Annotated in this window: 30 protein-coding genes; 14 read left to right on the top strand and 16 right to left on the bottom strand. The window is 34.2% G+C overall.

Going from position 1 to position 25,357, the window contains the following annotated elements; all coding sequences use genetic code 11:
• Window positions 1–132: 132 nt before the first annotated feature.
• Genes ACTF54_RS07220 through ACTF54_RS07235 form a run of 4 tightly spaced genes read right to left on the bottom strand, consistent with a single transcriptional unit; the run spans window position 133 to window position 2,363 of the window.
• Entirely contained in the window at window positions 133–786 is a 654-nt protein-coding gene (locus tag ACTF54_RS07220) for a DUF4252 domain-containing protein (RefSeq protein WP_438969049.1), read from the bottom strand.
• A gap of 44 nt (window positions 787–830) precedes the next feature.
• On the bottom strand, window positions 831–1,361 hold the full coding sequence (locus ACTF54_RS07225) for a DUF4252 domain-containing protein (RefSeq protein ID WP_347197188.1): 531 nt from the start codon (window positions 1,359–1,361) through the stop codon (window positions 831–833).
• Window positions 1,362–1,398: 37 nt separating this feature from the next.
• Window positions 1,399–1,857, bottom strand: a complete 459-nt coding sequence (locus tag ACTF54_RS07230; protein WP_347197189.1) for a hypothetical protein — start codon at window positions 1,855–1,857, stop codon at window positions 1,399–1,401.
• Entirely contained in the window at window positions 1,854–2,363 is a 510-nt protein-coding gene (locus ACTF54_RS07235) for an RNA polymerase sigma factor (protein WP_347197190.1), read from the bottom strand. The genes ACTF54_RS07230 and ACTF54_RS07235 overlap by 4 nt, the downstream gene beginning before the upstream one ends.
• 249 nt (window positions 2,364–2,612) lie before the next feature.
• On the opposite strand from ACTF54_RS07235, the gene ACTF54_RS07240 reads away from it, so the two are divergent.
• The 5 genes from ACTF54_RS07240 (at window position 2,613) to ACTF54_RS07260 (ending at window position 8,523) form a co-directional block, all read left to right on the top strand.
• Entirely contained in the window at window positions 2,613–3,182 is a 570-nt protein-coding gene (locus tag ACTF54_RS07240) for a hypothetical protein (protein ID WP_347197191.1), read from the top strand.
• 43 nt (window positions 3,183–3,225) lie between these two features.
• Window positions 3,226–4,656 carry a S41 family peptidase gene (locus tag ACTF54_RS07245; RefSeq protein ID WP_347197192.1) on the top strand — a complete coding sequence of 477 codons (1,431 nt, stop codon included), beginning with the start codon at window positions 3,226–3,228 and terminating at the stop codon, window positions 4,654–4,656.
• A 3-nt stretch (window positions 4,657–4,659) separates the two neighbouring features.
• Window positions 4,660–4,872, top strand: a complete 213-nt coding sequence (locus ACTF54_RS07250; RefSeq protein ID WP_438969050.1) for a hypothetical protein — start codon at window positions 4,660–4,662, stop codon at window positions 4,870–4,872.
• A 164-nt stretch (window positions 4,873–5,036) separates the two neighbouring features.
• Complete coding sequence (locus ACTF54_RS07255) at window positions 5,037–5,318, top strand: hypothetical protein (RefSeq protein WP_438969051.1); 282 nt, start codon at window positions 5,037–5,039, stop codon at window positions 5,316–5,318.
• Window positions 5,319–5,391: 73 nt separating this feature from the next.
• Window positions 5,392–8,523, top strand: coding sequence for a WD40/YVTN/BNR-like repeat-containing protein (locus ACTF54_RS07260; protein ID WP_438969052.1), 3,132 nt, complete (start codon window positions 5,392–5,394; stop codon window positions 8,521–8,523).
• A 197-nt stretch (window positions 8,524–8,720) separates the two neighbouring features.
• On the opposite strand, the gene ACTF54_RS07265 is transcribed toward ACTF54_RS07260, so the two are convergent.
• Window positions 8,721–8,939 (bottom strand): VF530 family DNA-binding protein, encoded by a 219-nt coding sequence (locus ACTF54_RS07265; RefSeq protein WP_438969065.1) that lies wholly within the window; start codon window positions 8,937–8,939, stop codon window positions 8,721–8,723.
• A 718-nt stretch (window positions 8,940–9,657) separates the two neighbouring features.
• Window positions 9,658–10,188, bottom strand: a complete 531-nt coding sequence (locus ACTF54_RS07270; protein WP_347195640.1) for a SixA phosphatase family protein — start codon at window positions 10,186–10,188, stop codon at window positions 9,658–9,660.
• Window positions 10,189–10,311: 123 nt separating this feature from the next.
• Here ACTF54_RS07270 and ACTF54_RS07275 point away from each other — a divergent pair, with 123 nt between their 5' ends.
• The 5 genes from ACTF54_RS07275 (at window position 10,312) to ACTF54_RS07295 (ending at window position 14,121) form a co-directional block, all read left to right on the top strand.
• Window positions 10,312–11,526, top strand: a complete 1,215-nt coding sequence (locus tag ACTF54_RS07275; RefSeq protein ID WP_347195641.1) for a bifunctional alpha/beta hydrolase/OsmC family protein — start codon at window positions 10,312–10,314, stop codon at window positions 11,524–11,526.
• A gap of 216 nt (window positions 11,527–11,742) precedes the next feature.
• The gene (locus ACTF54_RS07280) at window positions 11,743–12,396 is read left to right on the top strand and encodes a superoxide dismutase family protein (protein WP_347195642.1); all 654 of its coding nucleotides are present in this window, start codon (window positions 11,743–11,745) and stop codon (window positions 12,394–12,396) included.
• Between the two features lie 90 nt (window positions 12,397–12,486).
• Complete coding sequence (locus ACTF54_RS07285; RefSeq protein ID WP_347195643.1) at window positions 12,487–13,023, top strand: RNA polymerase sigma factor; 537 nt, start codon at window positions 12,487–12,489, stop codon at window positions 13,021–13,023.
• On the top strand, window positions 13,023–13,811 hold the full coding sequence (locus ACTF54_RS07290) for an anti-sigma factor (protein ID WP_347195644.1): 789 nt from the start codon (window positions 13,023–13,025) through the stop codon (window positions 13,809–13,811). Before ACTF54_RS07285 ends, ACTF54_RS07290 begins: the two co-directional genes overlap by 1 nt.
• 184 nt (window positions 13,812–13,995) lie before the next feature.
• The gene (locus ACTF54_RS07295; protein WP_438969053.1) at window positions 13,996–14,121 is read left to right on the top strand and encodes a hypothetical protein; all 126 of its coding nucleotides are present in this window, start codon (window positions 13,996–13,998) and stop codon (window positions 14,119–14,121) included.
• Between the two features lie 291 nt (window positions 14,122–14,412).
• On the opposite strand, the gene ACTF54_RS07300 is transcribed toward ACTF54_RS07295, so the two are convergent.
• The 9 genes from ACTF54_RS07300 to ACTF54_RS07340 form a co-directional block, all read right to left on the bottom strand.
• A complete protein-coding gene (locus ACTF54_RS07300) occupies window positions 14,413–15,726 on the bottom strand; it encodes a tetratricopeptide repeat protein (protein WP_438969054.1) in 1,314 nt (437 codons plus the stop codon).
• A 66-nt stretch (window positions 15,727–15,792) separates the two neighbouring features.
• On the bottom strand, window positions 15,793–16,404 hold the full coding sequence (locus tag ACTF54_RS07305) for a DUF4331 family protein (RefSeq protein ID WP_347195646.1): 612 nt from the start codon (window positions 16,402–16,404) through the stop codon (window positions 15,793–15,795).
• A 39-nt stretch (window positions 16,405–16,443) separates the two neighbouring features.
• Window positions 16,444–17,160 (bottom strand): DUF4331 family protein, encoded by a 717-nt coding sequence (locus ACTF54_RS07310; protein WP_347195647.1) that lies wholly within the window; start codon window positions 17,158–17,160, stop codon window positions 16,444–16,446.
• Between the two features lie 116 nt (window positions 17,161–17,276).
• On the bottom strand, window positions 17,277–18,050 hold the full coding sequence (locus ACTF54_RS07315) for a LytR/AlgR family response regulator transcription factor (protein WP_438969055.1): 774 nt from the start codon (window positions 18,048–18,050) through the stop codon (window positions 17,277–17,279).
• Entirely contained in the window at window positions 18,031–18,336 is a 306-nt protein-coding gene (locus tag ACTF54_RS07320) for a 2TM domain-containing protein (RefSeq protein ID WP_438969056.1), read from the bottom strand. The genes ACTF54_RS07315 and ACTF54_RS07320 overlap by 20 nt, the downstream gene beginning before the upstream one ends.
• Complete coding sequence (locus ACTF54_RS07325) at window positions 18,314–18,616, bottom strand: 2TM domain-containing protein (RefSeq protein ID WP_438969057.1); 303 nt, start codon at window positions 18,614–18,616, stop codon at window positions 18,314–18,316. Before ACTF54_RS07325 ends, ACTF54_RS07320 begins: the two co-directional genes overlap by 23 nt.
• Before the next feature lie 2 nt (window positions 18,617–18,618).
• Window positions 18,619–18,912 carry a 2TM domain-containing protein gene (locus ACTF54_RS07330; protein WP_347195651.1) on the bottom strand — a complete coding sequence of 98 codons (294 nt, stop codon included), beginning with the start codon at window positions 18,910–18,912 and terminating at the stop codon, window positions 18,619–18,621.
• Window positions 18,913–18,914: 2 nt separating this feature from the next.
• A complete protein-coding gene (locus tag ACTF54_RS07335) occupies window positions 18,915–19,211 on the bottom strand; it encodes a 2TM domain-containing protein (RefSeq protein WP_347203188.1) in 297 nt (98 codons plus the stop codon).
• Between the two features lies 1 nt (window position 19,212).
• Window positions 19,213–20,547, bottom strand: a complete 1,335-nt coding sequence (locus ACTF54_RS07340) for a histidine kinase (RefSeq protein WP_347195653.1) — start codon at window positions 20,545–20,547, stop codon at window positions 19,213–19,215.
• A 187-nt stretch (window positions 20,548–20,734) separates the two neighbouring features.
• Here ACTF54_RS07340 and ACTF54_RS07345 point away from each other — a divergent pair, with 187 nt between their 5' ends.
• The 3 genes from ACTF54_RS07345 to ACTF54_RS07355 all read left to right on the top strand — a co-directional run bounded on the left by ACTF54_RS07345 (window position 20,735) and on the right by ACTF54_RS07355 (window position 23,575).
• Window positions 20,735–21,466 (top strand): zinc-dependent peptidase, encoded by a 732-nt coding sequence (locus ACTF54_RS07345; RefSeq protein ID WP_438969058.1) that lies wholly within the window; start codon window positions 20,735–20,737, stop codon window positions 21,464–21,466.
• 124 nt (window positions 21,467–21,590) lie between these two features.
• Window positions 21,591–22,361: a S1/P1 nuclease gene (locus ACTF54_RS07350; RefSeq protein ID WP_347195654.1), complete on the top strand. Its 771-nt coding sequence runs from the start codon at window positions 21,591–21,593 to the stop codon at window positions 22,359–22,361.
• A gap of 191 nt (window positions 22,362–22,552) precedes the next feature.
• Window positions 22,553–23,575 (top strand): adenosine deaminase, encoded by a 1,023-nt coding sequence (locus ACTF54_RS07355; protein ID WP_438969059.1) that lies wholly within the window; start codon window positions 22,553–22,555, stop codon window positions 23,573–23,575.
• Between the two features lie 102 nt (window positions 23,576–23,677).
• On the opposite strand, the gene ACTF54_RS07360 is transcribed toward ACTF54_RS07355, so the two are convergent.
• Window positions 23,678–24,418, bottom strand: coding sequence for a DUF6503 family protein (locus ACTF54_RS07360; protein WP_438969060.1), 741 nt, complete (start codon window positions 24,416–24,418; stop codon window positions 23,678–23,680).
• 55 nt (window positions 24,419–24,473) lie between these two features.
• Here ACTF54_RS07360 and smpB point away from each other — a divergent pair, with 55 nt between their 5' ends.
• Window positions 24,474–24,938, top strand: a complete 465-nt coding sequence (smpB, locus tag ACTF54_RS07365; protein ID WP_347195657.1) for an SsrA-binding protein SmpB — start codon at window positions 24,474–24,476, stop codon at window positions 24,936–24,938.
• The last annotated feature ends 419 nt before the right edge of the window (window positions 24,939–25,357 follow it).

Here is a 25,357-nt window from a genome sequence, read left to right on the forward strand (position 1 = left end):
ATTATTCCGCTTTCGCGAAAGCGTGCAAAGATACATTATTGAGCAAGATTTTTATCGTTTGAAATTTAAGTCTTGCGCATAAAAAAACTGCATCAATTTGATGCAGATTTAAATACTAGATAATTTAAAAGATTATTCTTTATTGAAAGCTTCCATTTCAGAGGTATCAATTCCTTTAGATTCCATGATGGCTCGCACAGCGTCCTTATCTACTTCTCCATCACCTTTCTCTAGATCAATTCCCATTCCTTTAAGCATATCAAACACTTTTGTAGGGTCTGCATCATTTTGATCAAACTCTTTCATCATTTTCATAATACTAGAAATATTCATGTCATCGCCTAAAATTCGAGCAACACCCATCATACCTGCTTTGTCTGCCATACCAAAAACGATGATTTCATCAATAGAGTCTTTATCACCTTCATAAAGAAACTTTGCTTTCATTCCATCTTGATTGTGAGACATCAAAGTTTTGTATTGATCTCCTTTAAGAATATTATTCAAGGTCTCGCTTTCTTTTTCAAAACTAGCCTCGTTAGAATCTGTTTTAGGGTAAACAAGAAAGTTAATTTTTTCAACTGAATTAAAAGCAGTTCTAGCATCTTCTGACATGTTACTATCATCAATCCCTAAAATGGATAAAGGTATAGAAGTACTAATAAAACCTTCTTTCTCACTGCTATCTACAATATAGCTTTGTAGAGTTGGGTCATTATCACATGAAGCAAGTGTTGCTATTGCAGCAATAGAAAGAAAAATTATTTTTAAAATGAGCTTATTCATGGTTTGTGTTTTTAAGGTTAGTGAAGGTCTTTATAAGAGAGTGTTTACTCTTTAGTAGCCTTTTCAATTTGTTCTTGTCCAGGCACATTGATCATTTTTGTGATCTTTGAAATCTGTGCTAGATCAATATCTCCAGAAATTTTCATAACAAGAGCCTCTGGATTGCCAGCATTCATAGTCTCATCAATAACCATGACTAGTGTCCGTACCTTTTTAGAATTAGAACCTCTTTCTACGTGAAAAGAAAATACCTGATCGTCTTCTTTTACACTCATTAATTTTACTAATCCATTGCTTTTGATATAAGCGTTTGCCATTGCAATCATTTTCGTTGCACTGTCTGAATTTGAAGTGGAGTAAAAACGAGCATCTTTCAAACTGTCTAGAAGACCTTTTCCAGCTTTCACACCTTCATCTTCAATATCCATATTTATTTCTGCAAGAAGCTCAAAAGCATCTTTTGTGACTACTGTTTCTGATATATTTTTAAGATTACCCATTTTTTCAAAGGCATCTTGTGCAAATAAAGGCGTTGCCATTGCTGCAAGTACTAGGGTTAAGATTAACTTTTTCATGTTGACTTTTATTTAATTGTGATTGAGAATTCTGTTGTTATTTTAAATTAAAAACCGCTGTGGTTTTATGATCTAAAGTATTTATAGGTGCCATATTACGACGTCCTTTATTTAATTTTGCGCTTACTAATTCTAGCATATCCATTGCTGCAGCTCTGGCTTCTTCTGGCGTTTCATAAGTTCCTAAATCTGGCTGCGTTTGATCTTGATAATAACCAGCACCTACCGTCATAAGAAGTGCAAATCCTGCTGCTACAGCAAGTCCTTTCCATGTTTTTTTGTGCGCTTTATTTTCTAAAGATTGTTTTTGTTTCACTTTCGCGAAAGCGTCAAAACTACCTTCTTCTAAAACATCTTCTAACTGAAAAGAATGGAAAATACTGCGATACACCTCATGCTCTGCAGCTACATTTTGAGAATTGAAATAATCTCTGAGTTGCTGTTCTTCTGACAACGTGGTCGTACCATTCCAATATTTTTCTAATAAATCGTTCATGCGATTTCTGTTTTATATTGTTCTTCGATTTTCTCCTTAAGCATTTTTCTTGCTCTGCTCAGCCCTACTCTTACCGCTGTAGCCTTCATGTTCATAATATTTTCTATCGCCTCAAAATCATATCGCTGTATATCTCTTAACTGGATAATCATTTTGTATTGCTCTGGCAACTCATTAATTGCTTTTTGTACTAGTTTTACTTTGCCTATTCTTTCTAACTCATCCTCAATGTTTCGCTCCTCGCTATCATAATTAGTATGAACAATTTTCAAATGACTGGCCTGCTTACTTTTTAAACGGTCGAGCGAGTAATTTTTAACCATTTGCATCGCGTATGCTTCTTTGTTTTTTACCTCTTCTAGTTGAAAACGCTTTTCCCATAATCGCACCATAACCTCTTGCACCGCATCTGCAGCCTCTTCATGCGAGGTAAGCAATCGCTTTGAAAGAAAGTACATTTTTTGCTGTACGTCTTTAAAGGTCTTTACAAATGTTTTTTGGTTCATTGTGCTGGTTATACGATTATGACGATTCTGTACTTTAATTGTTACAAGGGTACTTCATTTTTTTATAATCGAGTTGTAAAATGAGTTTGTATAGCGCTGTTTGCATCACCTAACTTCCTAAAACCAATAAGTTTTAAAACCATGGCACACAAAAAGTCGTAGATTTATCAATAAATAAAGTTATAACTCGTTTATTTCTATATTCTTTTGTGAGACCGTTTCCCTATTTTTGAATAAAAATTACTTTTGATGAAACAAATACTTTTTCTACTCTTTTTTTTATGCTCCATCATTGGTTTTTCACAATATCAAAAAGGAACTTTACTATTTAAAAATAATACTACAAAAGAAGGTTTCATAAAAGTGAGAAGTCATGACGGTATTAAATTTAAAGAAAATGAAGATGATAAACCTATTGTTTACAATCACTTTCAAGTAAATAGTTTTATTATTGATGGCGCAACTTATAGCTATGTTAAAAGAAACGAAAATGACAATGGACCTCAAATTTTAAAAGAAGTTTTAAAAGGTACTATCAATCTTTATGTTATTGATATTCAAGGTGGTGAGTACTTTACCACTTTCGGCGATAGTGAATTACCAATAATGATGACTGCTCCATCGAGTTCTAATTATTACATGGTCATAAATAATAAACTCATTAAAATAGGACGTAAATTGAGAAATAGACATCTTAAAATGCTTAAGGACTGTCCCAGCTTAATTGCTCAAATTAATCAAGAAGAAATTCTTAAAAGAAACGTAGTTACAGCAATAGATTTTTATAATTCCAACTGTGGTAAAATTATTGAAAATTAATAACTACTATTTTACTTACCCAAATGCATAATACAACCTCACAATGAAAACAATTCTTAAATATATTTTAGTTTCTTTAATCGCACTTGCGACCTTATCTAGTTGTTTTGAGGACAATGATGACGTGTTTGCTGGTAAAAGTGAAATCAATAATTTTATTTATAGGGGCATGAATGCTTTTTACCTATACAAACCAGATATTGATGTACTAGCAAATGATCGTTTTGCAAACATAGAAGAGTTAGAGGCTTTTCATGCCCAATTTAGTTCGCCAGAAGAGTTTTTTGAAACACTTGTATTTGATAGGGCTAGAACAGATCGTTTTAGCGTGGTTTTTGATGATTATGTCGCTCTAGAAAATGCTCTTTCGGGCAACACACTAAGTAATGGGATGGAGTTTGGTTTAATCGGTGAAACAGGAAGCGCTACGAATGTTTATGGTTACGTGCGTTATGTAGCTCCTAATTCTAGTGCACAAATTCAGAATGTGCAACGTGGTATGATTTTCAATTCAATAAATGGAACAAGACTAACTAGAGAAAATTTTAGTGCTTTATTAGCTCAAAACACATATACCATCGGATTAGCATCTTTAAATGCTGGAGTTACTACATCAAACGGTATGGAAATAACACTTAATAAAGAAGTTCTTCAAGAAAACCCTATTCTATTAACAGAGGTGATTGATCAAGGCGCACAAAAAGTAGGATACTTAATGTACACCGGTTTTCTTTCACAGTTTGATGAACAATTGAATAGTGTTTTTGGCGACTTTAAAGCACAAGGTGTAACACATCTAGTGTTAGATTTAAGGTACAACGGCGGTGGATCTGTCAACACGGCTGTCATATTAGGAAGTTTAATTTCTGGAAATCCGATTACAGATGTGTATTCTACAGAACAGTGGAATCCAGAAATACAGGCTCAATTTCAAGCTGGCAACCCAGGTAGATTGATTAATTTTTTCAAAAACCAAACAGATTCTGGAACTGCATTAAATACCTTAGATTTAAATAAAGTTCATATCATTACAACGGGAAACACCGCAAGTGCAAGTGAATTAGTAATCAACTCATTAGAACCTTATATTGATGTAGTTCAAGTAGGTGATGACACTAGTGGTAAATTTCAAGCTAGTGTAACCTTATATGATAGCCCTGATTTTAGGAGATCAGGAGCAAATCCTGCACATAGATATGCCATGCAACCGCTAGTTCTTAAAAGTCTAAATGCAAATGGTAATACAGATTACTTTGATGGTTTAGCACCAGATATCGCTCAAACGGAAGATTTTTCTAACCTAGGCATTTTAGGTGATAGTAACGAGCCACTTCTAGCTCTTTGTCTAGAAGATATAAGATTAAACGGTCGCGCATCTCGTTCTTCGTCATCAGTTATGCCTTATGAAGAAATTATGGGTAGTAATGAGTTGAAGCCATTGAGCAATCAGATGTGGAAGGAATTAAATCAATAAATGATGAAAGTTCTATCAGTATTTGTATTCTTTTTCTTTTCTTTTTTGAGTTTTTCACAGGTTGATCTAGATTCTATTACTAGTTTTACTTATAACGATACCAACGGGAAAGAAATAAGTGAAAGTAAATTTGAGAAAAAGAGGAGCACTAATAAGGTGCTAGATATCGTTTTAGACAGTTTAAAAGAGAAAAGACTGATAGAACGATTGAAATAGGGAAATTAAAAAATGTAACTGCTGTATATAAATTTCTTTCTTCAGAACTAAATATTCCTTTAGATACTACACAGTCGCTAGTGATTATTTACTATCCTGGAGTCGACAGATGCAATTCATCTGGAAATGCTACCAAAGAATCAAATAAGAAGTGGCACGAAAGAATGGAAAGAAAATTTAAAACAATCACTTCTAATTCTGTCATGTACATCGTCAAACAAAATGAGCCAATTTTTGAAACCGAAGTACTTCTTCCATGGCAATATGACCCAAAAGGACTCATAGAAAAACAATTTTTTAAATATCATTATCCTTGTGAAAGTTATGTAGTGATAAATCCCTACGGTGTCTATAAAAGTTATTTTGGCGAGTATGGTCCTGATCAAGCTTTTGAAGATTTAAAACTTTTATCTAAGAAGAAATACGGCGAGGATTATAAAGAGTAAAAATAAAACCAATAGGTATATAGCAGTTTTAAAGCATAGGTTTTATCTTTATGCTTTCAACCTAATTTACAATATGAAACGCATTCTCTTACTCGCATTATGCTTGATTACTACTCAAGTATTCTCTCAAAAATTAGATTTAGAACTTGTCAAAAACCTAGAACCTAGAAATATAGGTCCTGGCGGAATGTCTGGTCGTGTGACTTCTATTGATGTAGTTCACGATAATCCAGAAACTATCTATGCAGGAACTGCCAGTGGTGGTTTATGGAAATCGGTTAATGGTGGGATCACTTGGGATCCTATTTTTGATGATCAAGAAACCGCTTCGGTAGGCGCCGTTGCTGTGCAACAATCTAATCCTAGTGTGATTTGGGTAGGAACTGGTGAAGGAAATCCGCGTAATTCATTGAATGGTGGCGAGGGAATTTATAAATCTCTAGATGCTGGAAAATCGTGGAAACGTATGGGATTGGAGAAAACACGAAACATTCATCGTGTAGTAATCGATCCTACAAATCCAGATGTAGTGTACGCCGCAGCAATAGGTTCTCCATGGGGAATTCATCCAGAACGTGGTGTTTTTAAAACCACTGATGGTGGTAAGACATGGAAGAAAATACTATATACTAACGACAAGTCTGGAGCGGCAGATCTTGTCATGGATCCTACTAATCCCAATAAACTCATCGCTGCGATGTGGGAACACAAACGCGATCCTTGGTTTTTTAAATCTGGTGGTGAAGGTTCTGGCTTATATATGACACATGATGGTGGAGAAAATTGGAAAAAAATTACCGAAGAAGATGGATTGCCTAAAGGAGAATTAGGGCGTATAGGTATTGCCATCGCTCCTAGCGAGCCTAACATAGTTTATGCTCTGGTAGAAGCAAAGAAAAACGCGCTGTACAAATCTACCGACGGTGGTTTCAACTGGAAAATGGTAAATGATAAAAGTGACATAGGTAATCGTCCATTTTATTATTCAGAGATTTACGTAGATTCTCAAAATGAAAATCGCATCTATTCAGTTTTTACTTACATCAACGTTTCTGAAGATGGCGGTAAAAACTTTACTCAATTAATGCCAGCTTACGGCGCAGATAATGGTGTACATCCTGATCATCACGCTTGGTACATTCATCCTAAGAATGGTAAATTTATGATCGATGGAAATGATGGCGGATTAAATATTTCTCGCGATCGTGGTAAAACTTGGCGTTTTATAGGAAATCTTCCAGTAGCACAATTTTACCATATTAATGTAGATATGGAAACACCTTATAACGTTTATGGTGGTATGCAAGATAACGGTAGCTGGCGAGGTCCTGCGTACTCGTGGAGAGCGCAAGCCATTAGAAACAGCTACTGGCAAGAAATTAGTTTTGGAGATGGTTTTGATGTAGTGCCTGATCCAGATAACAGCCGTTTTGGTTACTCTATGAGTCAGCAAGGATTTGTAAGTCGTTACGATTGGCAAACAGGTAATAATTATAGTGTACGACCTACGCATCCAGATGCAAATGTACAATTGAGATTTAACTGGAATGCTGCTATTAATATCGATCCTTTTGATAGTTCTACATTATATTTCGGTAGCCAGTTTGTGCACAAGTCTACCGATAAAGGTCTGACTTGGAAAGTAATTTCACCAGACTTAACTACCAACGATCCAGAAAAACAAAAACAATCAGAATCTGGTGGTCTTACCATGGACGCTACTGGAGCAGAAAATCACACCACAATTCTAGTTATTGAACCTAGCGCTGTAGAAAAAGATGTCCTCTATGTAGGAACAGACGATGGTCTCGTTCATATCACAAAAAATGGTGGAGAAAGCTGGGATAATATTACCAAAGGCTTAAAAGGTCTGCCAGAAGGAAGCTGGATCACTCAAATTAAAGCTTCACAAACTAAAAAAGGCCATGCGCTACTCGTTGCAAACGATTACCGCAGGTTCAATTTTGAACCGTATGCTTACCGCACCACTAATTATGGAAAAAGCTGGACACGTATTGTAGATAAAGATGATGTGATTAGTTATGCGCTTTGTATTATCGAGCATCCTAAAGAAAATAACTTAATGTTTTTAGGAACTGACGATGGTCTTTATGTGAGTATAGATGCTGGTGACAATTGGACTAAATATACCAACGGTTTCCCTACTGTTTCTGTGAAAGACTTAGTGATCCATCCACGTGAGGACGACCTTATTATTGGAACCTTCGGTAGAGCTGCTTGGGTACTTGATGATCTGGAACCTCTTACCGCTTTCGCGAAAGCGAAACAGAGAAAAGCCATCGAATTATACGAGCCTCCTACAGCCTATTTTGCCCGCTATCAGCAACCTACAGGAAGTAGATTTGGTGCAGATGCTATGTTTCATGGAGAAAACAGAAGTCGACCTATAGGAAGGTTCAAATACTACTTTGACAAAGAACTAAAGGCAAAAACCGACACCGTAAAATCAGATTCTTTATTTCTTAAAATCTACAAGGGAGAAGAATTGATCAGGACCTTGAGTAGCAAAATACCTAAAGAAAAAGGATTACAAGACTGGTCATGGAGACTGGACGAGAAAGGAATCGAATATCCATCTAGAAGAGTTAGAGATTCTAAGAGAGAACCTGGAGGAAACGATGTTTTACCAGGAACTTATAAAGCGGTGTTGCATTATGGTGAAATGACTAGCGAGCAAATGATTGAGGTGATGGAAGATCCAAGAATAGACGAGTTCTCTATGGCAAATCGCAAAGAACAACGTGCTGCACAAGAAAAGCTGCAAGGCTTGATTATGGAAGTCGAAGCCGTAACGTCGCAACTGGCTATAAACAAAGAAACGGCAGAAAACTTCAAAAAGCTCTTGAAATCTCAAGATAAAGAGGCATTTAAAGAGCAAATTAAAGCGACTGATTCTATTGTGAAGCAACTAGAAAAACACCAGAACAAATATTTCGGTACGCCAGATGAGCGTCAAGGAATCACTCGTAATCCAGAGGTTACAGTTATGAATCGTATTTATGGTGCTTCCAGTTATATAGGAAGTCGTCAAGGACCTCAAACCGCAACTGAGGAGCAATTATACAATCAGGCTGCTGCTCTTGCAAGAGAAGTCAACGCAGAATCAAAATCCTTTCTTGAAAAAGAATGGAAAGCGTTTGTAGCAGAAATGAAAAGCGTAACTATCAATATGTTTGAGGAGTAACAAAGATGATGAGTCTTTGACTTTTAGAACTTCATATTTCTATATGTATACTAGTAAGTAATCAACATGCCAAGAATTTTTCTTGGCATGTTTGGTTTTGGGAATAAAGTTTTAAATTTTACAGCTAGCGATGTAGATACTAGCAGACCCTTTATAAATCTGTAAATAAGTATTTTGAGGATTAGGAAAATCAAAAACTACTCTACAAAAGTCTCCACATACAAATCCTCCACTTTTTTCCTAGCCCAATCAGTTTTACGTAAAAACTTTAAACTGGATTTTATGCCTGGATTAGAGTTAAACGAATTGATTCTTATGCGATCACCTAATTCATTCCAGCCGTAATGATCTACTAACTTCTCTAACATGTATGCCAGTTTAACGCCATGTAATGGATTGTTCACTTGTGTTTTAATTTCCTTTTCTTTGATCGTCACCACTATTATTTCTTCCTGAGAAATTTCCTCAGAAACCGGGAATAACTCTACTTGTGTCGTATTTCCTTTTAAACAAGACTTACTTATAGAAACATGATGGTTTAAATTATCAAAGTCGGCAGTGAGGATGGCCATTTTCTGTTCATCAAGAAAAGTTTGTAATTCTTTTACTTTTTCTTCATTTGGTATTAAAGGCTCCACAAATGACATATGGTAATCACCTGCATAACACATCGCTCCTTGAATGCGTTCTAGATCGTCTTTTTGTTCGACAAGATCTGATTCAAAAAGGTCTGGATTTGCTCCTAGAATCGTTCCATAGACATTCAGATTTCCTAAAGGAGTTTCTATCATTTGACAAACCGCAGAATGATTATCGTATGTTTTTACCTTATTTTTAAAAGGATATTTTGTATAAATACTAACCCTATTCTCTCCTGCTTTATAATCGATACCATCATGGCGCAATGGCATTTCTGTAGAAGCAATTCTTTTGTACGGATCTCCTAAATGAAACTTTATGTGCGTGTTAGTAAGAATAACGACATCTGCATTATGCTCTAGAATATGCTCTTTGCGTTTTTCATTTGATTCATGTTCTAAATCTCCATCATGACGATTTACATTCCAGCTTAATATTTTCATAGGATTGAAGAGAAATAATGTTTTAAACTAATGATTAATTGAATGATATCCATTAATCTACGAAATCAATTTTTTCTTTAACAGCGTTAGAATTACCATCTTTATCCACACGAACTACAAAATAATGATCATAATCTGCATCATTCAATTCTTTGTAAATACTATCATTTTGCAATTCATTTGCATATTTGTTAATCGTATTACTGTGTCCAAATAAAGCTACCGTTTTACCTCTATATTCTTGAAGTAGCGATTTTCCTGTTGCATTTCTTACATCATAAAGTTCAATATCTAATTTCTTTGCTTTGGCAAGAGGTGAAGCCGTTGCTTTAGTTCTTTTAAAGTCAGAAGAAATAACATGATCTACATCTTTTAGAAAAAAGTAATTTACCCAATTCTCAGCTCTTTTCTTTCCTTGTTCTGTTAATTCTGGATCATTACCTTGATCTGTCATTTTCTCTGCATGACGTATAAAATAAAAAGTAGTTAATTGCTCTTTTTGTTTTTCCTCTGGTGTTTTATCTGCATCTGTGTTCATGCAAGAAACGAGAGATAATACGAGTAATAAAATGATATGTTTCATGGAAATTGATTCTAGAAATGTAAAAGTATTGAAACTTATAGAAATGTCTACATTTATTGTAATAATAAGTGTTTGATATACGGCTGTGATAAAAAGGTTTTATTTTTAAAGAAAATCTACCTCATGAATATAGAAAAGATACGTTTTAATAATGCTAATGGATATGAATTAAGTGGTAGACTAGAATTACCGGTAGATCGATTGCCTCACAATTATGCCATTTTTGCACATTGTTTTACCTGTAGTAAAAATTTTAGTGCGACTAAAAATATTTCTAGAGCCTTGACTACCGCTGGATATGGCGTTTTAAGATTTGACTTTACAGGTTTAGGAGATTCTGACGGTGATTTTGCAGACACCAATTTTTCTGGTAACGTAGAAGATCTTTTGGCTGCGGTGGACTATCTAGACGCAAACTATAAAGCTCCTACTCTTCTCATAGGTCATAGTTTAGGTGGTGCTGCTGTTATATTCGCTTCCGCGAAAGCGAATTCTATAAAAGCTGTTGCAACTATAGGAGCACCTAGCGATACAAAACATGTAAGACACTTGTTTGGCGATCAAATAGATGCCATTATAGAAAATGGAGAAGCAACTGTTCAATTGAGTGGTAGACCTTTTAAAATCAAAGAGCAGTTTTTGAGGAATATAAATGAACAACAGGTTACCAAAACACTAAAAAATTTAAGAAAACCTATACTTATAGCGCATTCTCCTCAAGATACAACCGTAGGAATTAATCATGCAGAGAAATTATACCATGCGGCTATTCACCCTAAAAGTTTTGTAAGTCTAGATGGCGCTGATCATCTTTTGATGAATAAAGAGGATGCTATTTATATAGGAGAATTGATAGCCAGTTGGGCATCTAGATATATAAAACAGTCAGAAAAAAACAACCTACGAACAAAGAGCAATGTTGCTGCAGGTTTGAATAACAAGAGTAATTTTACAACGCAAATGGTAGCAGGCAGGCATCATTTTACGGCAGATGAGCCTGAAAGTTTTGGAGGTAACGATTTTGGTCCGACTCCTTATGATCTACTTTCTAGCGGGCTAGCAGCTTGTACAGTGATGACTATACAGATGTACGCCCGAAGGAAGGAATGGAACATTGAAAATGTAGAGTGTCATGTGAATTACAACAAACAGCATGCAGTAGACTGCAAAAACTGTGAAGATAAAATTTCAAAGATTGATACTTTTACTAGAGAAATAAGGTTTACCGGAAATCTTACGGATAAGCAAATGCAAAGAATGCTGCAAATAGCTGACAAATGTCCTGTGCATAAAACGTTACACAGCGAGACGCAAGTCATCACTAAATTGATCAACTAATGGTTTTTGAATTTGATACCAGGCAAGCAACGTAAAATTATATTTATGATTTATAACACGAGTGGATCTTAAAAACGAGTGGATAAAGCTCTTAATGCTATAGAAAATCTAAAAATAGGAAATCACAATCCCATGAAATTTGATAGACTCTTATGACGATTTAAGTATTAAACTTCTTATTTTTAACACAGATTATCAAACTTTAAAAAACTTACAATGAAAAAATTAGTAATTGGAATAATGGCACTGTCTTTATCAATAAGTGTGTCGTCTTGTAAAGAAGGTAAAGAAACAGATTCTTTAACTGATGAGACAGAACAAATGAATGAAGATTCTCATGACCACGAACATACACACGATGGAGAAACTCATAGTCATTCTCATGATGACATGCACCATGATGATGCAAGTAGCTTGATGGTAGGGAAAGAACTTATGGTACCTATGTCAGCCAAAAGCGGTAGTAACGTAAGTGGTACAATTGCATTTGTACAAGGAGAAAAAGAGGTTACCATGAATGTAAATTTACAAGGTTTAACAGAAGGTTCTCACGCTATACATATACATCAAAATGGAGATTGTAGCTCTGAAGATGGTAAAAGTGCTGGTGGACACTGGGATCCAACTAGTGAAGATCATGGAAAATGGGGTGATAACATGCACCATTCTGGTGATATAGGAAATCTAGAAGTGGGAGCAGATGGAAAAGCATCTTTAGAATTCTCAACAGATAAATGGTGTATAGGATGTGATGATGAAAAAAGAAACATAGTCGGTAAAGGAGTAATTGTACACGCCAGTGCAGATGATTTCAAATCTCAACCTAGTGGTGCTGCAGGAGCTCGTGAAGCTTGTGGGGTTATTGAGTAGTTTATCTAATATTAAAAATAAATAAAGTCTGGCTAAATAAATAGTCGGACTTTTTTAATCCATCTTTAAGCAATAAATAGTTTCTTATATATGAGTGCACAACCTGATTTATTAATCGCAAGAATGAAAAGTGGTGATCAGACCGCTTTTACACGTGTTTATGATCGTTATCAAGAAGCTCTTCACGGAGTGATTTTTAATATTGTTAAAAATAAAGATGTCTCAGAAGAAATTTTGCAAGATGTTTTTATTAAAATTTGGAAAAATTCTGATTCTTATGACGCTCAACAAGGACGTTTCTTTACATGGGCATTAAACATCTCACGCAATGCTTCTATTGATTATTTACGATCAAAGAGACATAAAGATGGATTGAAAAACCTTAGCTCTGATAATTTCGTAGATATATTAGAAACCAGTGATGATTTAGACACAGCGACTAATGCTATTTATCTTAAAAAGTGGATTGAAAAATTAGAACCTATGTGTGTTAAAATTATTGATGTAATATTCTTCAAAGGATTTACTTTTCAAGACGGTGCAAAAGAATTAGACATGCCTTCTGGAACCTTGAAAACCAGACATAGAAAATGTATGATGGCATTAAGAAACATGATATTGAACTAATGGATATACAAGAACTTATTAATAGCGGTGATTTAGAACTTTACGTTTGTGGTGTTCTAGATCTAGAACGTTCTATAGAGATTACTAAAGAACTTAAGAATAATATTTCTCTTCAATTAGAAGTACAACAAATTGAAGAAACTTATATGAAGCTAGCTAGTGGACTTGCTCCTAATAAAGATGAGTTAGATCTTTACGATAAACTAGAAGCTATCATAGGCGGTGATAATACCAAAAATAATTCAAATTCTAGAAGTAACTATCTAGGTTGGGCAGCAGCAATTTCTTTGCTTCTGGCTAGCAGTTATTTATATATGAATAACGCTAACTTAACAGAGAGTAATTCAAATCTAGAAGAACAAATAGTTGCAGTTGAACAGGATAAGGAAATCCTGAATAGTGAAATAGAAAACACGATGACTATCAATAACAATTATGAAGAAGCACTTAACTTCATTAAGGATAAAAACACTGTTAAGGTAAATCTAGCCGGTCAAAAAGGCTTTGAAAACTCCTATGCGACAGCTTTTCATAATTCTGTAGAAAACGTCACATACATAGATGTTGCTGGATTACCACAAGCACCACAAGGCAAATCTTATCAATTGTGGTCTTTAACATTAAATCCGCTCACGCCTACAAGTTTGGGCGTTGTAGAAAATAGTGAAAGTCTTCTAAGAATTGAAAATGCAAACGCTTCAGAGGCTTTCGGTATCACATTAGAAGAATATGGTGGTGCAGAAGGTCCAAATTTGGAGCAATTGTATACATTAGGTGTTATTAAATAATCAATTAATCTTCTTTGATATTTAAAATGCGCAGCCTTAAAGCTGCGCATTTTTTTATTGAATAATATAATTATTTGATGAAACAAGCAGCAACCTAATACTTACTTCTTTTTTAATCTACAGAACACTTGTTCCATCCTTACTAGTTAACTTATTTTATAACATATCTGTTCCAAGTTAAGCTATGAATAGAGATGAATACATAGGAGTAGGCAAGGATTCTTCCGATACTGGACCGATAAGTTGTTGTATTAACCACTTTGAACAATTAGAAACTTTAATCGTGCGAGCAAATAATATTATAACGTAGCATTCATATTTACGTAATTCTCGCTTTCGCGAAAGCGTAATGCTAACAAATCAAACAAAAACATCTCTTATGTTCAATTATTAATACCAAATAATCAATACATCAATAAACAAGTTATAGATCTAGAAAAATCTGAATAGACCGTATTTAAATACCTACAACAAAAGATGCCTAGTTCACATAAGAACTAGGCATCCAAACTAACCAACCAAAAATTAAATCTGATTTCCCTTCAGACTTAATGCTTTAATATCTAACACTCATACTTACGTAAAAACAAAGATGATGGTTTTAAATACTTGAAAGTATTTGTTTTATATGATTTAAAGTAACAGGACCTAACTCATATTCTGCTTCTAATAGATCATTACCGTATTCCAAAGCTTTTTGTTTTTTACCATTTTCAATCAAAATCTCCAGTGAATGTAATTGGGCTACTGGTTCAAATGTTTTGTCCATGACATATTTTTGTTGATTTTCTAAAGCCTCATTCATCATACCGTTTTTAAGAAATGCTAGACTTAACAAACTTTGCGTTTCTGGAGTAGATCTGTTTTCAACTTCATTTTTTGCAATGATCAAAGCTTGCTGTTTCTCTTCATTATTGCCATTAACTAATTGCTCTATTTTATATGTATTATACATATTTCCATAAGCCGGATTTGAAACTTCTTCAAGGAACGACTGACGCAATTCTTCTGCAGCTTCAGTTTGTTTTTGAAACTCTTTAATTTCTGCAATGGCAAGGTCATAATCTGGTAGTGGATGACGCTTTTTCAGTGCTGTTAAAATACGTAGAGCTTCATTGGGATTTTTTTCATACGAATAAACAATCCAAGCAATTCCCTTTAACGCATAAGAATCATTAGGGTCTAGTTGTAATGTTTTAAGATAATGTTCATAAGATCTTTCTATCTGTCCATCGTGACCATAGTAGTCTGCGATATTAGAATTGGTCCATAACTGTAAAGATAGGTTACCGCTTTGGTCTGCAAGTGTTTTTGCTTTTTCCATTAATCTAATAGTAGCCGATAGATCTCCTTTATAATCGTTCCACTTTGCTGCTCGAATCAAATAATTATAATCCTGTGAATTTTTAAGTGCATTGAGCATTTTTTCTGCTCGAGAATAATCTCCTAATTCCATAGCAATATCAAAATAAATCATCTGACTTTCTCTCGATAAATCTTGTTTTGCAAAAGAAGACATTAAGCTATCTGCTTTTTTAAATTGATGTAATTTAATGTAGGCCTGTGCAAGTTCTCTTTTTGAATTGTTCGGTTTGATGTACATATTTTCTACAACAGCTTCTTGCATTTCTACCGATCTATTCAAGTTATTGACATCGCCTTTTAAATCATAAAGTGTGTTCAATTTTGAAGACAGACGTCCTAAATCTAAAACACCTATTGGGTTATTTGCTACTACAATTTCTAGACTATCTATATCTAACTGTAGTTGGGTAATTTGTTCATGGTCATCTAATTCTAGATAAGCACTATAATCTGCTGCAGTGGTTACTACTGTAGGTTGTTCTGATTTTTGAGAATCGTTTTTACACGAGATAAAAACAAATAGGAAAAGGAGGAAATAAATATTTTTCATGGTGGTGAGTTATTAAAAATGCCAACTTTCCAGTGGAAAGTTGGCATTAATTCAATTAATATAAAATTAAAATCTAGCTGCAGTTAGATATGGGAAAGATGCAGAACTTACACCTGACTCAAGACCTACGTTATCAGAAACTAAATTAGGCGTACCATTGTTTCCGTCAAAACGTTGTCCAGAAGTACCTCCAAAAAGTACAATTAAAGATACATCAATTACATCATCTTCTAAGTTACGACCAGTTAAGAAACTAGCTGGTGCTGTCAAAGCAGTTGCTCCAGTACCTGGTGTGAAATAAGAAGTAGGTGCGTTAGGAGAAACTTGCAGTACATCTAAAGAAAGTACCGCTGTTGTAAGTGCTTGATCTAATCCTAGGATATTTGTCTCAAACGATGCACCATAAGCATTGTAATATGCACCTAACGTGTTGTTAAATTCTCCAGAAAAAGTGGCAAATTGCGTTGCTGGTGTAGTGATGTTAAAGTTATCCTTGTTTGCATCAGATCCAGAAAGAACTGTGTTAATTCCTGGGCGACCCATTTGATCTTGTGTCGTGAAAGTCCCAGAGAAATCTGTAGTTGCTCCTCCATCTGTAGGCATATCATCATCATTATCACAACTTACTGTGATAGTAGCCATTACTGCTACTGCTAGTATATATTTGAATATTTTCATTGTATTGTCTTTAAAAATTTAAAATTGATTTGTTTGGGACTAGTTTCTTCTTTTAGTTTCTGCCCATACATTGTAGGAAGCAGGTAAACCGTAAACTGGCACACCTAATCCTGCACGAAATTGATCAGCAAGGTGAGTAGGCGCTGTTCCTAATAAAGAATTAGGTACTTCAACAACGATAGCGTTAACATTTGCAGCAGCAAAAGCATTAGTACCAGTAGAGCCAAATCCTTCAGCTGGTGCAGTTCCTATTACTGTATTAAATTGTTGGAAATCAAAATAGAAAGCATCCTGACGTTGTCCAGCGTATGCACGTACACCACCAGTTAATGTCTCACCAGCAGAACCGATAACAACACTACCAATAGCTTCATCTACATTAATACTACCAGAAATAGTTGTAGAATCTGGAGCATAAGGTCCAAAAAAGTACATTCTATCTCCTTGTCTCAATGCTTGAATTACTAGATCTTCAGTTACTCCTACAGATGCTGGGAAAGCGCCAGGAACATCTGCTCCAGTATTATCAATATTGATTTCTATCAATACATTTTCATCAAAGTTTGAAGAAGCACTGCTTGCAGGCAATGTCACAATAAAGGTTGTTGAAGAGGCATTTTCTCCTTCAAACGCATAGAAATCTGCAATATCAGCAGACATATTTCTAACCGCAGGAGCGTCGAGGTGGTCAGCTGCGATTAACGTTCCAGCTATCGCTGTAATCGCAAGTGTGGACCAAAGGGCAATTTTTTTCATCGTAATATGGTTTTAATTAATTTACACCCTACTTACGAGATAAAAACAGTCTCGGTTTTAAATACTATGTTAAAGCGTTCTTAATACTTCAACACAGTAACAATTAAAAGGTAAAATTATTTTTCTAGCCATAACTTAAACTCCTTAACTCGCTCTCTACTAACTATTAAGTCCATTTCCTTAAAAGAATTAATTTTTATTTGAATTCTCGAATTTGTATAAGAAATCATATCATTAATAGCATTTATATTGATAATAGCCTGTCGTGATATTCTAAAAAACTGCTCTGGATCCAGCTCTTCTTTTAAAGACTCTAGCTTTGTATCGATCAAATAATTGCGGCCATTCTCAAGATTCAAATAAGTCCCCTTGTTTTCAGAATAAAATAACTGAACATCGTCCGTATTGAAGAGCTTTAAGTGCTCTCCTACTTTTGCAGTGTATCGTTTTTTATAATTTTGTTCTATGGGATTGCCTAGCAGCTTTGCGATATCATGAAAGTTTATAGTGGCACCTTTGTTGGTATTGTTCTCGCTTTCGCGAAAGCGTACCTTAAATTGATCTACTGCTACTTTTAATTCATCTTCATCAATGGGTTTGAGAAGATAATCAATGCTGTTTAGTTTAAAGGCTTGTAAAGCATACTCATCATAAGCGGTTGTAAAGATAATGGCACTACTCACTTCTACTTGATCAAAAATTTCAAAAGAAAGACCATCACTTAATTGAATGTCTAAGAAAATTAAATCAGGTGCAGGATTATTTAATAAGTAATCTACAGATTCATTTACAGAATGCAGCATGACTTGCGGTTGGATACTCAGTTCTTCTAACAGGCGTTTTAATCTGCGAGCGCTAGGCTTTTCGTCTTCAATGATGATTGCTTTCATATTCATCTTCTTTATCTATAAATTCTTGAATTTTACGTTTTTCCCAGTCCTTACTAGTAAATGGATTCCATTTAAAAACCAGCATCCATTGTATAAACAATCCCATTCCCCAAGGTAAAACAAAGAAATTTATAAAATAATTGATACTTAAATCGATGTATAAAGCTACTGCTAAAAAGATCAAATTCATGATTATAAATATGATCACATGATTATAGAAACCTTTGATATAATGAACTTTCTTTTTTGCTTTTTCTAATTCTTTACTCATGATAATTGTTTTCATCTTCTTTCAAAAATTCCTCAATTTTTTGCTGCTCCCATTTTTTGGTGGTAATTGGATTCCATTTAAAAACGATTAAAGCATGTACCAAGAGACCTATTCCCCAACCTAATAAAGTAAATGTTATGAAAAATTTTAAACTACCGTTGAAATATAATACCGCACCTAATATCATTATGTGTATAATAATAAATACAATAAGGTGATCGTAAAAACCTTTTAGATCCTTAACTCTTTTTTGAGTTCTCTTAAGTATCTCTTCATCTTTTGATAAGTGTTCCATAGTTAATTTTTAAAAGGTTCTTCTCGCAACAGCTCTTGGATCTTACGTTGTTCCCAATCTTTACCAGTGAATGGATTCCATTGGAATGTTTTTATAGCATGAATAAATAAACCAATTCCCCATCCTAAAACACTTACTATAAAGAAGAATAATAGATCTCCTTCTAAAAATAAAACTGCTATAAGAATTAATAGGTTTATAATAGTAAACGTGATCAAATGATTGTAAAAACCTTTAAGCTCTTCTACGCGTTCTTGAGCCTTTTTAAGTGCTTTGTTTTTATTATCTAGTGTCATTCTTAATTATTTAAACGTTCTTTTTCCATTAACTCTTGTACTTTACGTTTTTCCCAATCTTTACCTGTAAATGGGTTAGCACTAAAAGTTCCTAGGGCATGTCCCATCAAACCTATTCCCCAACCTCCTAAAGGAAATAAAAACCAAGGGAAATACCATTCATTTTGATAATAATTAAGTGAGGCAAGTCCTATGTTTACGATAATATAAATAAACAAATGATTATAGAAAGCTCTTATTTCTTCCACACGTGCTTTTGCTCTATTGTAACGCTCTTGATAGGTTTCTTCTTTTTTCATTTTAAAAGTCTTTATTGTTTAATAATTCTTTGATTTTGCGATCTTCCCAACCTTTACCTAGAAAAACATTTTTTTCATATGTGCGCAGGTATTTAAAAAGCAAGCCAATACTCATTCCTATTACTGGGAAAATCACCCAAGGAAAATCTGATGTAAAGAAATTGATAGCGGCTAGAAAGATCATGATCCCAACTGTTTTTACAACGTCGTCATAAAAATCTTTGATACTTTTTACTCGTTCTTTTGCTTTGATCAATTTAATATCTTCTACGGTTGTCATGTCATCATTATTTAAGGTTACTTCTTCTGGTACTTTAGTCAGTATAGGTATTTGTACTTTGAAGTGAGTTTGATCTTCGGCAATACTCATTTTGCGATTAGTAAGCAATTGATATCTAGAAGCTATATTTTGCAGTCCTACTCCACTTCCTGAACCAGCAACTGGCTTCTTTTGAAGATTATTTTCAACAATTAGTTGATTTCCTTCTTCATAAATTCTCAGTTTCAAGGGCTTGCTGTCACTGACTACATTATGCTTTACAGCATTCTCTAATAATAATTGAAGAGAAAGTGGTACAACCTGAGCGTCTATAATGTTGCTTTTTTCTGGGATATCAATTTCTATACTATCTTCAAATCTTGTTTTGAGCAATCCTACATAAGCTCTTGCAAAACTCAATTCTTCATCTACAGAAACCAGTTCCTTGTTGCGCTGTTCTAATACATATCGATACACCTTAGAAAGTGAGGTTGTAAACTTAGTAGCTGCTTTAGGATTCTCTTCTATTAAGGAAACAAGCACATTTAAACTATTGAACAAAAAATGTGGATCTAACTGATTTTTTAATGCATCAAATTGAGCAGTAGCACTTCTCGCAATGACTTTTTGATCTTTTACTTTCTTTGCCTGTAATTCTCGATAGAAATAGAAAGCATGAAAAATGACCGACATGATCATGGTAAATGTAAAACCAAACAAATACCAATCTAACTGCTGTTGCTCAAAAAAATCTTCTATACTTTGCCCGTAATAAAAAACTCTTATAGAGAATAATAATATAAATAAAGTAATCATGGTAAGCACAACACTACCTACAGCGCCTATCAATAATCTTTTCAATCCATTATCTGTCCATGAGTAAAACTTTCCTATGAAGTCAAAATAACTTTGGTTTACTAAAGTGATAAAAACGCTAAAGATAAAATTGATAATATATTCTTCAATTTCTTCTTCTATGGGATCAAAACCACCATCAACAATATAAAATATTACATTGATTAATAAAGCAATCAATGCCGATACCCAAATAAGTTTAAAAAGTCGTTTAAGAATCATGTGGTTTTATTTGATGCTCTAAAATACTTTATTCCTTTAGAACACTGCAAATATCAAAAGAGTAAACGGTTGAATAAATAAAGAATAACTGAATTGTCAAATAACACATCTGAGTTGTAGTTCTTGAGTATTCTTTTAATGGTCCTAATGCTTTTTTATATTAGTCACTTAAATAAAACCAGCTTTCATGCCCATATTTCATTTATTTAGAAAAAAGAAAGAAGAAACACCGTCTACTGAACATTGGGATGAATTACTTATTGATCACGTTCCTTTTTTTAAAAGATTAGAAGCGAGAGATAGACTCTTTTTTAAACTGCGCATGCAGGCTTTTCTAGAAGAAATAGAAATAGAAACCATAGATATGGAACCATCAGAACTAGACGCATTATTAATTGCTGCAAGTGCTATCATACTGGTTTTCCAATTTCCAGACTGGCATTATACTAATCTAAAAACCGTCATCTTATTGCCAGAACATTTTAATGAAAATCTAGAATTTGAAGGTCATGGAAATGGCAGGCGTATTTTTGGAATGGTAGGAACAGGAAAATGGAACAATAAAATGATTCTTTCTAAAGAGGCTCTTTACCACGGATTTAAAAATGATACCGATAAACTAAACACGGCAATTCACGAGTTTGTGCACCTAATTGATAAAATGGATGGTGCAATAGATGGAATACCTAAGGTTCTCATGCAGCAGTCCTGCATGCTGCCATGGATCAACCTAATGCATGAAGAAATGGAACGCATCAATGAGGACAAGTCCGACATAAGAAGTTACGGTGGAACTGGTAAGATCGAGTTTTTTGCTGTTGCCGCAGAGTATTTTTTTACTAGACCTAAACTAATGAAACGTAAACATCCAGACATTTATAAAAAGCTTTCTAAATGTTTTACACCACAAAATACTTAGTTCAAGTCCTTTAAGGAGTGCATTCTATCGCCTTACTTATTCTGTTTTCTACACCTTGAAATAATTAATATAGAGCTAACAATTAAATGCGGTAGCAACCTTAACTTGCACAAAAAATAAAATTATGCGTCACTTAATTATTCTATTGGCCTTACTAATTTCATTCACCTCACAAGCAGACGATTGGGGTAAAACCGGCCATCGTACCACTGGAGCAATAGCAGAACAATATCTAAGTAAAAAAGCTAGAAAAGCTATTGAAAAACTACTAGATGGAGAATCATTAGCACTGGTTTCTACGTTTGCAGATGATATTAAAAGTGACACGCTTTATAGAAAATACGGTCCTAAACATTATGTCAATATACCTTTTGAATCTACGTATGAAGAGCACCCTAAAAGTGAACGTGGTGATATCATCGAGGCAATTGATACTTGTATCGCAACCTTAAAATCAAAAACAGCAACAAAGGAAGAAAAAGCATTTCAATTAAGAATGTTAGTTCACTTTATAGGAGATCTTCACCAGCCACTTCATACTGGATTGAGTGAAGATAAGGGTGGCAATGACTTTCAGGTACAATGGTTTAGAGATGGAACAAACCTTCACCGTGTATGGGATTCTCAAATGATTGACAGTTATGGAATGTCTTATTCAGAACTTGCTGTAAATATGCCTAAACTTTCTAAAAAAGAACGTAAAGCAATGGGTAATGGTACGCACAGAGAATGGTTAGAAGACAGTCGCGTTTTAGTAAAGGATATCTATGCAAATACTAAAAAAGGTGAAAAATTAAGTTACCGTTACATGTATAAATACTTTGATAAATTAAGAGGCCAACTTCAAAAAGGTGGCGTGAGACTTGCTGCTTTATTGAATGAAGTACTTGGGTAAAACCTTATGATTCACAGCACTTTCGCGAAAGCGGAAACTAATAAAAGCTCTAGTGGTAGCTTAAAAATCACTAGGGCTTTTTGACTATCTAGGATAAAGTTATTTAGTTTAAACCCAAAGCTTATTTTAAACTCCTATAGTAAATCAAACTGCTCATACACCTGTTTTAAGAGTATCATAAATAACCATTCATGGAATCAATACAATTAAAAAATATCATTCAAGGAATCCCAAAGGCAGAACTTCATTTACATATAGAGGGCAGCTTTGAACCAGAATTGATGTTTAAAATAGCGCAAAGAAATAACATCACCTTAGATTATGATTCTGTAGCATCGTTGAAAAAGGCTTATAAATTCAATAATCTTCAAGAGTTTTTAGACATTTATTACATAGGTGCACAAGTTTTGATTCATGAACAAGATTTTTTTGATTTAACTTGGGCTTACCTCATAAAAGTTCATGAGCAGAACGTGGTTCATGTTGAGGTTTTCTTTGATCCACAAACACATACCGATAGAGGTATTGCTTTTGAAACCGTGATCACTGGTATCTACAAGGCACTTGAAAAAGCAAAAAGTGAATTAAACATTTCTTACCGATTGATCATGTCTTACTTGAGACATTTAAGTGAAGAAGAAGCCTTTAAAACTTTAGAGTCTTCTTTGCCTTTTAAAGACTGGATTCATGGTGTTGGATTAGATTCTTCAGAAGTTGGCAATCCGCCTAGTAAGTTTGTGAATGTTTTTAAAGCTTCTGCAGCGCAAGGCTATAAACTGGTTGCACACGCAGGAGAAGAAGGTCCAGCAGATTATATATGGGAAGCAATAGATATACTTAACGTAGAACGTATTGATCATGGAAATAGGTGTTTAAGTGACAGCAAATTAGTGAACAGACTGGTAGAAGAACAAATGCCATTGACTTTATGTCCATTGAGTAATTTAGAACTTAAAGTATTAGAAAACCTTGAAGATCATCCGGTGGCAAAGATGCTGGATAAAGGAATTCTTGCAACCATTCATTCTGACGATCCAGCTTACTTTGGTGGATACATGAATGAAAATTATTATGAAACAGCAATCGCTTTAAATTTAAATGTAAGTCAACTAGAACAACTTGCCGCGAATGCTTTTGAAGCCAGCTGGCTTCCTAAAGAGATGAAAGAAAAGCACATTAAATCTGTGCACGATTATTTTCAATCTTTAGAATAGAAGGTAATTTTGTTTGACTCCACTTTTGATTAGGATAATTGAATTTGACAATGCGTTGTTTCCAAAATTTTGGAAATCACCTACATTCTGCGATGAACAGGATTAGTTTTTACTAAAACTAGCTCGTTCTAGATCGATATCACTCAATTTAACCAGTTTTCCATTTTCAAAAAGGTCGTCTAATTTTGATAAATCCGTATCATGTTCTGAAGCTTTGTAATTGTTATAATCTTGAACAATTACACCGTTTAGGTTTCTTCTGTTCTCGCTTTCGCGAAAGCGGTAACCACATTCTTCTTCACAGTAAGAATAAGCTAGATAATCAATAAATGAGTCTTGTGCATTTACCCAATACATGAAAACATCTTCATGATCCTCGCCGCCACCTTCTTCTTTAAAGGTTACTTGAATTTCATGATATGCCTTTTCATTTATGGTATCTAACGCAATGTATTTTAAATTTATAGCCTCACCATCTAAACTGTATGGCAATTGAGCAAAATATATAACCGAATTAACACTGGCAGCGTAACGAGTAGAAAGAGAATCTGGTAAATTTAATTTCTGCCCATTTTTAAGACGAGAAAAACCTTCATTAGATAACTGATCTACAACAGTGTCTGCTCCTATCATTAAATGACGTTTATAGGTGTAGGCACCATTTTTTCTGGCTGCGGTATAGGGAATCCCTCTAAAATCAAAGGACAATTCTCCCTTATCTGTAACATCCGTACCATGAACTTTCATGGCTTGATCCATAATAGTGCGTGGATCTGGTTGATTAGAATCACAAGAAATAGCTAACAAAACGATAGATAAAAGGAGTAAAATATTCTTTTTCATTTCACAAAGATATAAGAGAATCTACTACTGATTCTAGTATATTTGTCCTTTAATTATGGATTTTAAGAACAAAATAGAAATTAAAAATCGTAAGGCTCGTTTTGAATACGAGATCCTCGATACGTACACTGCTGGTATTGTACTTGCTGGAACAGAAATAAAGGCTATACGTTTAGGTAAAGCTAGTATTGCCGAAGGTTTTTGTGAGTTTAATAATAACGAATTGTTTATCGTGAACATGACCGTTCAAGAATATTCTCATGCGACTTACTTCAATCATGCGCCTAAAGCAGTACGTAAATTACTATTGAATCGTAAAGAACTTAAAAAACTAGAAAAAGCGGTAGCCAACTCTGGTAATACTATTATTCCTTTAAAATTGTTTGTCAATAAAAAAGGCCTTGCAAAAATTGATATCGCACTTGCAAAGGGTAAAAAATTATTTGACAAACGTGAGACGCTAAAAGATCGTGATAATAAAAGAAGATTAGATTCTATAAAGAAAGAGTTTAGGTCTTAGAAAAGCGATTTTCTACTAGCTTTTAAATTAATAAATTACGTCGCGTCAAACCCTTTTGGTTAGCAACTAGTTGCTTAACCTGTTTTCCCTTCTTCTGAAGGGAAATGCTTTTATGAGAACAGATTTTACTTTTTAAGTTGAATTTTATGATCTCAATTTCTAGCTTTTCCCTTTTTATATTGCATCCGAAAAGCTTTTTTGCGAGAGGAATGCATAATTTAATTCGTGTACGAATTAAATAAGGAGTTTGGTGGTGTTGGAAATAGTCTAAAACACTAATTTGATTCTCAAAAAAATCATCGCGTCAAACCCTTTTGGTTAGCAACTAGTTGCTTAACCTGTTTTCCCTTCTTCTGAAGGGAAATGCTTTTACTAGAATAATATATTCTTTATTCTATAAAATATATTATTTCAATTGT

Origin of the sequence: Nonlabens sp., from assembly GCF_965657255.1 — a bacterium.
Classification (GTDB): domain Bacteria; phylum Bacteroidota; class Bacteroidia; order Flavobacteriales; family Flavobacteriaceae; genus Nonlabens.